At 71.4% G+C, this 13,072-nt stretch carries 10 protein-coding genes; 4 read left to right on the top strand and 6 right to left on the bottom strand.

Annotated features, from left to right (window positions below):
• Position 1 precedes the first annotated feature (1 nt).
• The 5 genes from cybH to QQA02_RS07980 all read right to left on the bottom strand — a co-directional run bounded on the left by cybH (position 2) and on the right by QQA02_RS07980 (position 5,723).
• Positions 2-1,195, bottom strand: coding sequence for a Ni/Fe-hydrogenase, b-type cytochrome subunit (cybH, locus tag QQA02_RS08000; RefSeq protein WP_284773158.1), 1,194 nt, complete (start codon positions 1,193-1,195; stop codon positions 2-4).
• Entirely contained in the window at positions 1,192-2,937 is a 1,746-nt protein-coding gene (locus QQA02_RS07995) for a nickel-dependent hydrogenase large subunit (RefSeq protein WP_284773156.1), read from the bottom strand. Before QQA02_RS07995 ends, cybH begins: the two co-directional genes overlap by 4 nt.
• A gap of 16 nt (positions 2,938-2,953) precedes the next feature.
• Entirely contained in the window at positions 2,954-4,228 is a 1,275-nt protein-coding gene (locus tag QQA02_RS07990; RefSeq protein WP_284864033.1) for a hydrogenase small subunit, read from the bottom strand.
• Between the two features lie 267 nt (positions 4,229-4,495).
• Entirely contained in the window at positions 4,496-5,314 is an 819-nt protein-coding gene (gene hypB / locus QQA02_RS07985) for a hydrogenase nickel incorporation protein HypB (RefSeq protein WP_284864031.1), read from the bottom strand.
• 79 nt (positions 5,315-5,393) lie between these two features.
• Positions 5,394-5,723, bottom strand: a complete 330-nt coding sequence (locus QQA02_RS07980) for a hydrogenase maturation nickel metallochaperone HypA/HybF (RefSeq protein ID WP_284773151.1) — start codon at positions 5,721-5,723, stop codon at positions 5,394-5,396.
• Between the two features lie 61 nt (positions 5,724-5,784).
• Between QQA02_RS07980 and hypF the strand changes: the two genes are divergently transcribed.
• Entirely contained in the window at positions 5,785-8,184 is a 2,400-nt protein-coding gene (gene hypF, locus QQA02_RS07975; protein WP_284864029.1) for a carbamoyltransferase HypF, read from the top strand.
• An 80-nt stretch (positions 8,185-8,264) separates the two neighbouring features.
• Here the strand turns inward: hypF and hypE are convergent, their stop codons facing one another.
• Positions 8,265-9,380 (bottom strand): hydrogenase expression/formation protein HypE, encoded by a 1,116-nt coding sequence (gene hypE, locus QQA02_RS07970; RefSeq protein WP_284773149.1) that lies wholly within the window; start codon positions 9,378-9,380, stop codon positions 8,265-8,267.
• Between the two features lie 83 nt (positions 9,381-9,463).
• On the opposite strand from hypE, the gene QQA02_RS07965 reads away from it, so the two are divergent.
• From QQA02_RS07965 to treZ, 3 genes are all read left to right on the top strand, one after another.
• The gene (locus QQA02_RS07965; protein WP_075664178.1) at positions 9,464-9,733 is read left to right on the top strand and encodes a HypC/HybG/HupF family hydrogenase formation chaperone; all 270 of its coding nucleotides are present in this window, start codon (positions 9,464-9,466) and stop codon (positions 9,731-9,733) included.
• A gap of 175 nt (positions 9,734-9,908) precedes the next feature.
• Positions 9,909-11,054 carry a hydrogenase formation protein HypD gene (gene hypD / locus QQA02_RS07960; protein WP_284773147.1) on the top strand — a complete coding sequence of 382 codons (1,146 nt, stop codon included), beginning with the start codon at positions 9,909-9,911 and terminating at the stop codon, positions 11,052-11,054.
• Between the two features lie 104 nt (positions 11,055-11,158).
• A complete protein-coding gene (gene treZ / locus QQA02_RS07955; RefSeq protein ID WP_284773145.1) occupies positions 11,159-13,018 on the top strand; it encodes a malto-oligosyltrehalose trehalohydrolase in 1,860 nt (619 codons plus the stop codon).
• Positions 13,019-13,072: the final 54 nt, after the last annotated feature.

The following is a 13,072-nucleotide window of genomic DNA, read 5'->3' as shown; positions in this document are numbered from 1 at the left end:
GTCAGCCGATCCTCGGGCCGTCGACTGGGTTGGAGTCGCGGTGCAGCCAGTAGCCGCCGTTGAGCATGGCGGACAGGCCGGAGTGCTCCTCCACCGAGTCGGCGCGGATGACCAGGTAGACGTGCAGGATCACGAACGCCCAGATGATGAACATGATCGCGGCGTGGATCAGACGCACCCACGGGATGCCCAGCAGGTCCACCGGCAGGCGCACGATGTCCCAGTACCAGACCGACGGCTTGGGCAGCGCGTAGAGCGCAAGGCCGGTGAAGATCTGGATGACCGAGAGCGCGTAGATGCCCGTGTAGGCGAACTGCTGCAGCGCGTTGTGGCCGACGTAGAGGGGCGCGGGCCCCTTGCCGAGGAACAGGTAGTTCTGCGCGGTGCGCAGCATGTTCTTGGCGTCCTCCATGTTGTAGATCGGCCACAGGGAGCGCCACCGGTTCTGCCGGGTCTTGGCCACGCACAGCAGCCAGACCCGCCACAGCGCCAGCACGCACCAGGCGAAGCCGCAGGCGATGTGGGCGAAGCGGATCCAGCCCATCAGGAAGCCGGTGTCGGCGGCCGGGTCGGGCCCGAAGAACGGGTCCATGATGAAGTAGCCGGTCAGCGTCAGCAGGATGATCAGCGCCAGGTTGATCCAGTGCTGCCAGCGCAGGGCGGTCGGCCAGACCTCCACGCGCACCCACTCCGGGGTGTTGTTGTCCACGGCGCGGGCCAGCTCGGACTCCTTGACCACGGACATGGCCACGAAGCCCTGCATCTGCATCGGCCCGACGTTGCCCAGCAGGTCCTTCTCCGCCACGGCCACGCCGAGGCAGCGCCGGCCCATCCGGCCCATCGAGCGGACGTTGCGGTTGAGCAGGCGGCGCTGGGCGCCGGTCATCTCGGCGACCTCGGCGACCGACTCGAGGTCGCCGCGCAAAATCACGCGGTCCTCCATGTCGGCGCGCGAGTAGCGCTGCTCCGGGGTCGCGGGGGTGAACTTCTCATCCGGGACGATCTCCGGCTCCACGCCCTGGCGGTTCGCGCGCAGCGAGCCGATCAGGGCCCGGTCAACCGGGTCGTCGGAGCCGGCCGGGGCGACGGCCGCCGCCTCGAGCACCTCGGTGGGAGCCAGCCGGGACAGGGCGAAGGCCTGGTAGGCGCGGATCGCGGGGGCGTCCGAGGCCGCCCGTCGCAGCGAGGAGGTCATTCTGTCATCACCTGGAAGATCTCGTTGCCCTCCGGGTCCAGCAGGTGGACGCCGCAGGCCATGCACGGGTCGAAGGAGTGGATGGTGCGCAGGACCTCGAGCGGTTGCTTCGGGTCGACCAGCGGGTGGCCGCCGGCCAGCGACTCCTCGTAGGGGCCGCGGTTGCCCTCCGGGTCACGGCCGCCGGCCAGCCAGGTCGTCGGGACGACGGCCTGGTAGTTGGCCACCTTCTTGTCCTTGACGGTGACCCAGTGGCTCAGGCAGCCGCGGGCGACCTCGACGATGGCGAAGCCGTCGGCCTCCTCGGGCCAGGAGCTCGGCTCCCAGCGGGTCTTGTCGAAGACGTCGAAGTCCCCGTTGCGCAGGTTGTCGATGAACTTGGGGAAGATCTCGTCGCGCAGCTTCTCCGAGGCCGTCACCGACTCCACAGCGCGCGCCAGGGTACGCCCGGCGGTCGAGTTCAGCTGGGAGACCTTGATGTCGTACTTCTTGAGGGCGGAGTCGACGAGCTCCTTGGTGCGCTTGTGGCCCTGGATGTAGGCGCTGAGCACGCGCGAGATCGGGCCGACCTGGGTCGGGCGGCCGTCGTAGCGCGGCGCCTTGGAGAAGGTGTAGCGCCCGTCGTCGGCGTGCGCGAGCCACTCGTACGGCGGCTCCGGGCCGGTGTAGTTGGCCGTGGTCTCGCCGACCGAGGGGTGCAGGCCGACGTCGTTTCCCTCCTCGTAGGTGAACCAGGCCGAGGAGATGTACTCCTTGATCAGGTCCGGGTCCAGCGGGTGGACCTTGGAGTAGTCACCGTCGAGGATGACGCCGGGGCGCACCCCGTCGTCGCCCAGCGAGACCGGCTGGTCGAGGTCGTGGCCGACGTAGGCCGTGCCGGCCATGCCGACGGCCAGGAAGTTCGGCGCCGCGGCCCCGATGTCGAAGTAGTCCTTGTAGACGCCCATGATCGCCAGGGCGTCCGGGAGGTAGCAGTCGTTGACGAACTCGTGGATCTCCTCGATCCACTGGCGGATCTTGTCGATCTGCACCTGGTTGACCGTCTCGGACTTCTCCGTGTCGATCGAGCAGGCCATGCCGCCGACCAGGAAGTTCGGGTGCGGGTTCTTGCCGCCGAAGACGGTGTTGATGCGGATGATCGAGCGCTGGAACTGCAGCGCGTCCAGGTAGTGGGACACGGCCATCAGGTTGGCCTCCGGGGGCAGCCGGTAGTCCGGGTGCTCCCAGTAGCCGTTGGTGAACACCGACAGCTGGCCGGAGTCCAGGATCTCCTGGAGGGTGTTCTTGACCTGGGTGAACTTCTCCTCGGAGTTCAGCTTCCACTTCGAGCCGATCGATTGGGCGAACTCGACGGTCTTCTTCGGGTCCGCCTCGGCGGCCGCGACCACGTTGACCCAGTCCAGGGCGTGCAGGTGGTAGAAGTGCACGACGTGGTCGTGCAGCTCCTGGGAGCTGAGCACCATGTCGCGGATGAGCTGCGCCTGCTCCGGCGGCCGCGAGCCGATGGCGTCCTCGACGGCGTGCACCGAGGCGATCGAGTGCACGGCCGTGCACACGCCGCAGATGCGGCCGACGAAGGCCCAGACGTCGCGCGGGTCGCGCCCGCGGCAGATGTCCTCGATGCCGCGGTACTGCGTGGTCTCCGACCACGCGTCGGTGATCTTGTCGTTCTCCGTCTCCAGCTCGATGCGCAGGTGGCCCTCGATGCGGGTGATCGGGTCGACGACGATGCGTTCTGCCATTGTTCTCGGGTCTCCTCTACTTCGCGCCGTCGCTGCCGGTGCCGGTCACACCGTCGGGTCCGCCCACGCCGTGGGCGCCGGAACCGCCCGCGCCGGGCGACACGGCGTCGTCAATCGTGGTCGCCGTGGCACCGGCGGGTTGCTTGTCGTTGTCGTCGCCGAAGGCGGCGAGCAGCTCGACCTCGCCGGACTCGCGGCGCACGCCGATGGTCTTGAAGGCGGTGATCGCGCCGTGGACGGCCACGCCCGCGCCGGCGACGCCGAGCAGGCCGAGGCCGATCTTCTCCGCGGAGGCCTCCACGCCGAGGCCCGGGATGTTCGGCAGCACCTCGTAGAACGGGGTGAACTTGTCGAAGAAGTCCTTCTCCGTGCAGCCGATGCACGGGTGGCCGGCGCCGATGGGCCAGCTGGTCTTCATGTTCCACTGCACGATCGGGCAGGGCGCGTAGGTCGACGGGCCCTTGCAGCCGACCTCATAGAGGCACCAGCCGTTGCGCGCGCCCTCGTCGTCGAAGGCGCGGACGAACTGGCCGGCGTCGAAGTGCGGACGGCGCTCACAGGAGTCGTGGATGCGCTGGTCGTAGGCGAACTTCGGGCGGCCCTGGCTGTCGACCTCCGGCGGCTTGCCGTAGGTGAGCAGGTAGGTGATGGTCGCGGTGATGACCTCGCCGATCGGCGGGCAGCCGGCGACCTGGATGACGGGCTTGTCCTTGATGATCTGGTCCACGCCGACCGCACCCGAGGGGTTCGGGTTGGCGGCCTGGACGGAGCCCCACACCGCGCAGGCGCCCACGGCGAGCACCACGGTGGCGTTCTCGGCGGCGTCGAGCAGAATCTGCTCGGCGGACTTGCCGGCGATCGTGCAGTAGGCGCCGTTCTCCTTGGTGGGCACGGAGCCGTTGACCACCAGGATGTGCGGCTCCTTGAACATGTCGTAGAGCGCCTCGTCGGCCGCGGTGCCGGCGGCGGCCATGATCAGCTCGTTGTAGTTCATGGACAGCTGGTTGAGCACCAGGTCCTCGACGGTCGACGAGCCCGAGCGCAGCAGGGACTCCGTGCAGCCGGTGCACTCCTGCAGCTGCAGCCAGGCGACCAGCGGCTTGTCGGCGCCGCCGAGGGCCTCGGCGATCTTGTCCGTCTCCTCGGCGTCGGCGTAGGCCGGGTCCGGGCGGCCCACCGCGAACAGCCCGGCCATGGCGGCGCACAGCTGCATGAAGTTGCGGCGCTTCACCCCCTGCCGCTCCAGGTTCTCCAGCAGGGTGCCGCCCCGCCACACGTGTGCAAGATCCATGATGTTGGAACCTCAATCTGTTGTGGGGAAACCGCGGTGAGACCGCCCGCCCCCGAACAGGGGGGTGCGGTAACCGCACATACACAAACCCAGGTTATCAGCGCTGATAGGTTCTGACAGAACCGGAGATAAGCACTTTGGGCTGGGTGTCCTAAGAAACTTCAGTCAGCGGCCTCGACCCGGGGGCACCCGGGCCGGGGCGGAGTCGGGCCGGGACCGGTCCGTGGGCGACCCGGATGCCGCCGGAGACCGGTCCGTGGCCCGTGGCTACCGCGCCAGGCGCGGGTCGAGCCAGGCGAGCCACTCGTCGACGCCCTCGCCGGTGCGCGCCGAGCACTCGATGACCTTCACACCCGGGTTGACCTTCTCCAGGTTGGCCCGGAAGAGCTCCATGTCGAAGTCCAGGTGCGGCAGCAGGTCCATCTTGTTGACCACGACGACCTCCACGGAGCGGAACATCACCGGGTACTTGACCGGCTTGTCCTCGCCCTCCGTCACCGACGCGATCATGGCGCGGCGGTGCGCGCCGACCTCGAACTCGGCCGGGCAGACCAGGTTGCCCACGTTCTCCACGAGCACCAGGTCGAGGGTGGAAAGATCCAGTCCCTCGAGGGCGTGGGCGACCATCGGGGCGTCGAGGTGGCACTCGCCGCCGAAGCCGGCGCCGGTGTTGAGCAGGGAGACCTGGGCACCGAAGCCGGCGAGCTTCTCGGCGTCGATGCCGGTCTCGATGTCGCCTTCGATCACGCCGACGCGCAGGCGGTTCTGGGCGGCGGCCAGGGTGTGGCGCAACAGGGTCGTCTTGCCGGCGCCCGGCGAGCTCATCAGGTTCACGCAGGTCACCGAGTTGTCGTCGAAGGCCTTGCGGTTGGCGGCGGCCAGCCGGTCGTTCTCCGAGAAGATGTCCTCGAGCACGTCGATGCGCTCGCGGCCCGTCTCGTAGCCGGAGTGGTCGCCGACGTCGCGGTGGTCCTCGTGGTGGACGATCACGTCGTGGTCGTGGGTGTGGTCGTGACCGTGGTCATGGTCATGGCCGTGGTGGTGCTCGTGCACGGTGCCGTCGGCGTGACGGTGGAAACGTCCCATGGAAAACATCCCTCCCGGGCGCGGGGCGCCCAAAGACCTCTAGGTGTGCAGTTCCCGCCGGTGACGTTCTCGCGGGGTCTCAGGCGACCTCGATGTCCACGACGGTGAACTCTTCCCCGCCCACGATAGTGGTCTTCGCGGGGCACTCCGGGCAGGTCAGGTCGAGCTGCCCGCTCACCTCCGTGACGTGCCCGTTGGCGCACTCGATGACCAGCGGGACCCACTCGACCTCGAGCCCGGCGTCGGCCAGGTCGGTGCCGTCGATGACGAAGCCCCAGGCCCACCGCAGGGTCTCGGGCACGACCTGCCGCAACGCCCCGATCTTCAGGTGCACGCCGGTGACCCGGCGCCCGCCGGCGGCACGGCGGACCACCCCCGCCAGCTGGTTGCTCAACGCGACTTCATGCACGCCCCAGACCCTATCGGCCGGCCCCGGGCCCGGGTGCACGCCCCGGCTAGGCTCGGGGACCATGGCCCAGATCATCCGCGTCCGCACCCTGGTCACCGGCGTCGTGCAGGGGGTGGGCTTCCGCCCGCACATCGCGCGCACGGCCGCGCGCCACCCGGTCACGGGGCTGGTGGGCAACGACGACCGTGAGGTCTTCATCGAGGCGCAGGGCACGCGTGAGGCGGTGCACTCTTTCCTCGACGAGGCGCTCGGAACACTGCCCCCCTTGGCCAAGATCACAGACCGGCGTGAGACCCCGGTCTCCCCCGTTGAGGGGGAGGAGATCTTCCGCATCGTGGCGTCCGAACGGGCCTCCGGCGAGCGCACGCTCATCCCCCCGGACTCGGCGACGTGCCCCGACTGCCTGGCCGAGCTGCACGACCCCGACGACCGCCGCTACCACCACCCGTTCATCACGTGCACCAACTGCGGGCCGCGCTACTCGATCATCACGGACCTGCCCTACGACCGGCCGAACACGACGATGGCGGGCTTTCCGATGTGCCCGCGCTGCGCCGCCGAGTACGCCGACCCGCTGGACCGCCGCTTCCACGCCCAGCCGGTGGCCTGCCCGGACTGCGGGCCGACGATGTGGCTGGAGCGCGACGGGGAGCGCCTCGACGGCGAGCCGGACGAGCTGTTCGCCCTCGCCCGCGCGGAGCTCGACCGCGGCGGGGCGCTGGCGGTCAAGGGCATCGGCGGCTTCCACCTGCTCGCCGACGCCCGCAACCCCGAGGCCGTGGCCCTGCTGCGCGAGCGCAAGCACCGCCCGGACAAGCCCTTCGCCGTGATGGCCCCGCGCCCCGAGGAGGTCGCCGGCTTCACCGACGCCGAGCTCGAGCTCGTCCACTCGCCCGCCGCGCCCATCGTCATCGGCCGCGACCTGGGCGTGCTGGCCGCCGGCGTGGCCCCGCGCCTGGGCGAGGTCGGTGTGATGCGCCCCTACTCCCCGCTGCACGAGCTGCTGGTGGACCGCCCGGTCATCGCGACCTCGGGCAACGTGCCCGGCGAGCCGGTCTGCCACACCAACGACGCCGCGCGCGCGAAGCTGGCCCGCCTCGTCGACCTCTTCGTCCTGCACGACCGCCCCATCCACCTGCCCGTCGAGGACTCCGTCTTCCGCGGCACCCGCCCCGTGCGCCGCGGGCGCGGATTCGCCCCATTGCCGCTACGTCTCCCGCTTGACGACGCCGCGCCGGCCGACGTCGCGTGCGTGCTCGCCGTGGGCGGGGAGTTGAAGAACGCCTTCACGCTCGCCGTGGGCAAGCGCGCGAACGTGGCCGGTCACCTGGGCGACATGGCCTCGCTCGCCGGCAGGCGGGCCTTCGACGCCTCGACGGCGGACATGCTGACCATGCAGCGGGCCACCCCTACGGCGGTGGCCTGCGACCTGCACCCGGGCTACTCGACGAGGGCGTGGGCGGAGCGCTTCGCCGAGGAGCACGACGTGCCGCTGATCGGCGTGCAGCACCACCACGCGCACGCGCGCTCGCTGCTGGCCGAGCACGAGGTGACCGGCCGGGCGGTGGTCGCCGTGGTCGACGGCACCGGCTTCGGCACGGACGCCACTGTGTGGGGCGGCGAGGTGCTCGCCGTCGACGCGTCCGGGCCGGACTGGTCGCGCGCCTGGCACCTGCCGGTCTTCCGGATGGCCGGCGGCGACAAGGCGGTGCGCAACCCCTGGCGGCTGGCACGCGGGCTCGTCGCGGCGCTGGGCGGAGGTACCGGTGACGGCCCGGATGACGCGGCAGACACGGCCCGCCGGCGCCTGGCCGCCGCGGTCGCGGAGGCCGACTGCTTCGCCGGGGTCGACGCCGCCGAGCTGCGGCTGGTCGACTCGCAGCTGGCCTCGGGCACGGGCACCGTGGAGTGCTCCTCGGCGGGCCGCCTCTTCGACGCCGCGGCGTTCCTCTCGGGCGCGTTCACCGGGCCGGTCAGCCACGAGGGCCAGGCGGCCATGGAGTTCGAGGCCCTGGCGCGCTCGGCCGGTGCCGCGCCGGGCGACGCCGGGCCCGCCGCGCCCCGGGCGACCGGGCCACAGGCGGGTTCCCCGACGCACTCCCCCGCCCCCGCGCACCGCACCCCCGACGACGACCGCGAGGCCGTCGCCGCGCTGCTCGCCGCGGTGGCCGGTCGCTCCGCCCCCGTCGCGGAGCGCGCCCGGGACTTCCACCGCGGCCTCGCCGGACTCTTCGCCGCGCGCCTCGAGGCCGCGGCCGAACAGGCCGGCACGACCGTGGTCGGGGTGACCGGCGGCTGCGCGCTCAACCGGCTCTTCGTCAGCGATCTCGCCACCGCTCTCTCGGCCCGCGGCCTGAAGCTTCTCGAGCACCACACGGTGCCCGCCAACGACGGCGGGCTCTCGCTGGGTCAGGCGGCCGCCGCCCGCGCCGGCGTCGACGACTTCGCCCGCCTCAACTGACGCGCGGGCGTCGGCAATCACGGCGCCGCACGCCGCACGGAACCGCCCACGGGGCGCACCGCGGGCGTCGTCAAGCAAAATCAGCAGATGCGCGGCAGCGGGTCGCCGGCGAGCTTGTCCACCATGCGCGCGCCGCCGAAGCCGGTGACCAGCACCACGGAGGCGGCCGGCTCCTCGACGATGCGGCCGACCAGGCGGGCCTCGGGAGCCCCGGCGGCGCGCACGGCCTCGACGGCGGCGTCGGCGGAGTCCTTCGGCACCACGGCCAGGAAGGTGCCCTCGTTGGCCACGTAGAGCGGGTCGATGCCCAGCACGTCGCAGGCCGCGCGCGTCATGTCGCGCACCGGGATGGCCTCGTCCTCGAAGGCGACGCCGAGGCCGGTGGCGTCGGCCAGCTCGTTCGCCACGGTGGCCACGCCGCCGCGGGTGGCGTCGCGCATCCAGCGGGTGTCCGGCACCGCCTCGAGCAGCGCGGCGGTCAGCTTGTTGACCGCGCGGGTGTCGGAGGCGATCGGCGCGTCCAGGGCGAGGTCGCCGCGCGCCATCATCACGGCCATGCCGTGGTCGGCGATCGGGCCGGACAGCAGGATCCGGTCGCCGACCTGCACCTTGCCGAAGCCGGTGTCGCGGCCGGCCGGGATCACGCCCACGCCCGCGGTGGTGATGTACAGGTGGTCGGCGGCCCCGCGCGGGACGACCTTCGTGTCGCCGGTGGCGATGGTCACGTCGGCCTCGGCGGCGGCGTCGCGCACGGCCTCGGCCACACGCCGCAGGGTGGCGACCTCCAGGCCCTCCTCCAGGATGAAGGACACCGAGATCAGCTTCGGGTCCGCGCCGGCGACCGAGAGGTCGTTGACGGTGCCGTTGACGGCGAGCTCGCCGATGGAGCCACCGGGGAACTCGATCGGGTTGACCACGTAGGAGTCGGTGGTGAAGGCGAGCTTCGCGCCCTCGGCCTGGGCGTCGGCCAGCAGGCTCGGCAGGTCCACGACCGCGGAATCGCCGCCCTGGTCGAGCATCTCATTGCCGTAGACGTCAAAGAACAGGCGGTCCAGCAGCGTGGTCGACTGCTTGCCGCCCGCGCCGTGGGACAACGTGATGTGGTCGTCCTTCAGCCGGCCGGGGTGACGCCGCACGCGCGAGATGTTGTCATTGACGCGCTCCTCGTCCTGGTTGATGCGGTTTTTCGGTTCCACGCTTACTCACGGCCTTTCTCGGGAGATAACGGGGTTCGGTGTTAGGCTCGACGGTAGTCCAGAAAACCTTGAGGAGGTTGCACATGTGCCTCGGAGTGCCCGCCCAGATCGTCGAGATGAAGGATCCCGGCCGCGCCACCGTCACCATCGGCGGCGTCAACCGCGTCATCTCCACTGATCTGCTCGTCGACGAGGGCCTCGACGTCGGCGAGTGGGTGCTCGTCCACGTCGGCTTCGCCCTGAGCAAGATCGACGAGGACGAGGCGACGACCACGCTGCAGCAGATCCGGCAGCTCGGCGCCAACACCTACGAGGACGAGCTCGACTCGTTCTCGACATCCAGAATCGACTGACCCGCGGGCCGGACCCTCCATCCGGCCCGCTCTTCGACGTCGCGTCGGTCCCCGTCGCCGGGCCCCGCACCCGTGGTGCGTGGTCGGCGGTGCGCGGCCGGCGCCCCGACGCCCGGCGCCTGCGCGCCGCCCCTGTTTCCCGTTTCCGCCCCTCTCCAGGAAGGTGCACTGCCAAGTGAAGTTCGTCGACGAGTTCCGCGACCCGGCTGCGGCCCGCGCCCTGCTCAAGCGCATCGAGCACGACGCGGCCAAGCTGGACCGCCCGATCAAGATCATGGAGATCTGCGGCGGCCACACCCACACCATCTACCGCTATGGGCTGGAGAACCTCCTGCCCGACAACATCGACCTGGTGCACGGGCCGGGCTGCCCGGTCTGTGTCATCCCGATGGGCCGCGTCGACGACGCGCTGTGGCTGGCCCGCCAGGACGACGTCATGCTGACCACCTTCGGCGACATGATGCGCGTGCCGGGTTCCGACGAGTCGCTGCTGCAGGCCCGCGCCCGCGGCTGCGACGTGCGCTTCGTCTACTCCCCGCTGGACGCGCTGAAGCTGGCCCAGGAGAACCCGGACCGCAAGGTCGTCTACTTCGCCGTCGGCTTCGAGACCACCGCACCGTCCACGGCCGTCACGCTGCGCACCGCCAAGGCGCGCGGGGTGAAGAACTTCTCCGTGTTCTCCAACCACGTCACCATCGAGCCGCCGCTGCGTGCGATCGCCGACGGCGGCGAGACCGAGGTCGACGCCTTCATCGGGCCCGGCCACGTGGCCACCATCGTGGGCACGAAGGCCTTCGACTTTCTGGCCGAGGAGTTCAACCTGCCGGTCGCGGTGGCCGGCTTCGAGCCGCTGGACATCCTGCAGTCGGTCGCCATGCTGCTCGAGCAGTTCGTCTCCGGGCAGGTCGCCCGCGGCGAGGCGAGCGTGGGCAACCAGTACTCGCGCGTGGTCACCGGCGAGGGCAACGTCGCCGCCCAGCGCCTCTTCGACGAGGTCTTCACCGTGCGCGACAGCTTCGAGTGGCGCGGCCTGGGCTGGCTGCCGAACTCGGGCTTCGGTATCTCCGAGGCCTACGCCGACTTCGACGCCGAGCGCCTCTTCGACGTCCCGGACGACCGCGTGGCCGACCCGGTCGCCTGCGAGTGCGGCTCCGTGCTGACCGGGCGTATCAAGCCCTGGCAGTGCAAGGTCTTCGGCACCGCGTGCACGCCGGACACCCCGATCGGCACCTGCATGGTCTCGCCCGAGGGTGCCTGCGCGGCGTACTACAACTTCGGCCGCATCGACAAGGCCGCCACCGCCGCCCTGGCCAACAACTGATCCGGGCGGCTCCGGCCCGGCCGGCACCGGCCCGCCCCCGGCCCGCCGCCGATTTTCCCCGCACCCGCTACATCCGGCGGGCGCGGTCTTTTAGTGTGGAGACCATGAGCTCCCCCACTGAACCCGACCGCCACCCGATCTTCTCCGTGTGGGCCCCGAACGCCGACCGCGTCCGGCTGGTCCTCGACGACCCCGACGGCGGGCGCGTGGATCTCGAGCGCGCCGACGGCGGCTGGTTCGTCCCGCCGGCCGACGCCCCCGCGCCGACCCCGGGACGCCGCTACGCCTTCCAGCTGGCCACCGAGCCGGCCGCCGAGGCGCCCGAGCCCGAGTGGTCCATCCTGCTGCCGGACCCGCGCTCGCGCCGCCAGCCCGACGGCGTGCACGGCTTCTCCGAGGTCGTGCCGACCGAATTCGACTGGACCGACGCGACCTGGACGGGCCGCCCGCTGCCCGGCCAGGTGCTCTACGAGCTGCATGTCGGCGCCTTCACCGCCGACGGCACCTTCGACGCGGCCGTCGGAAAGCTCGCGCACCTGCGCGAGCTGGGGGTGACCACGGTGGAACTGATGCCCGTCCAGCCCTTCGGCGGCGAGCGCAACTGGGGCTACGACCCGGTCAGCTGGTTCGCCGTCCACGAGGCCTACGGCGGGCCGGCGGGGCTGAAGGCCTTCGTCGACGCCGCGCACGCCCACGGCGTGGCCGTGGTCATGGACCTGGTGTTCAACCACTTCGGCCCCGACGGCAACTACACCGGTTTCTTCGGGCCGTACACCACGGGCGCGGCGACGGACTGGGGCGACGTGGTCAACCTGATGGGCCCGGGCTCCGACGAGGTGCGCCGCTTCATCCTCGACGCCACCCGCCAGTGGCTCGGGGAGTTCCACGTCGACGGCGTGCGCCTGGACGCGGTGCACTCGCTCGACGACCGGGGCGCGGTCTCCGTGCTGGAGCAGATCGCCGACGTCGCGCGCGACGTCGCCGCGTGCACCGGCGTGCCGCGCTGCGTCATCGCCGAGAGCGACCTCAACGACCCGCGCCTGATCACCCCAGTCGAGGACCTCGGCTGCGGGCTCGACGCGCAGTGGCTCGACGACGTCCACCACTGCCTGCACACGCTGACCGAGGGCGAGCAGTACGGCTACTACCGCGACTACGGGCGCGTCGGCGACCTGGCGCGCACGCTCAGCGAGGCGTACCGCTTCACCGGTGACTACTCGCTGCACCGCGGGCGCTCGCACGGGCGCGGCTTCGACCGCACGCGGATGCCCGGGGCGCGCTTCGTCACCTACACCACCACCCACGACCAGACGGGCAACCGCGCGGCCGGCGACCGCGCCGCCGAGCGCATCACCCCGACGCAGCACCTGCTCAAGTGCGCGTTCGTCTACCTCTCGGAGTTCACGCCGATGATCTTCATGGGCGAGGAGTTCGGCGCGCGCCAGCCCTTCCCCTTCTTCGCCTCGCACACCGACCCGGGGCTGCTGGAGGCCACGCGCACCGGCCGGCTGCGCGAGTTCGCCTCCTCTGGCTGGGACCCGGACACGATCGCGGACCCGGCCGCCGAGGAGACGTTCGCCTCCGCCAAGCTGGACTGGGAGCTTGACGACGCCCAGCGGGGCATCGTCGCCGCCGTGCGCGAGCTGCTGCGGCTGCGCCGCGAGCTCGGCTGCGCCTCGGGCGTGCTTTCCGACGTGCGCGTCGACCACGCCGTGACGGCCACCGTGCGGGAGGCGGGTTCCGGGGCCGCGGTCGGCGCCGACGCCGTGGCCCTGGAGCACGGGTGGGTGGCCATGCACCGCACCGCGCCCGACGGGCGCGAGTGGACGCTGGTGGGCAACTTCTCCCCCGAGCCGGTCACGGTGCCCTTCGGCGGGGAGCTGCGCTACTCCTTCACCGAGCCCGAGGTCGGCGCGGACGAGACCCGGCTCGGTCCCTGGGAGTTCGCGGTCCTGCTGCGCTGAGGTGGCGGCGCCCCGCGAGCTCGGCGCCGCCACCCTGAAGCTCCCTGCTGCGCC

The organism is Corynebacterium sp. MSK006, from assembly GCF_030232385.1.
Classification (GTDB): domain Bacteria; phylum Actinomycetota; class Actinomycetes; order Mycobacteriales; family Mycobacteriaceae; genus Corynebacterium; species Corynebacterium frankenforstense_A.
Note: the sequence above shows the minus strand (reverse complement) of the source record. Positions and strands in the feature narration are given on the sequence as shown.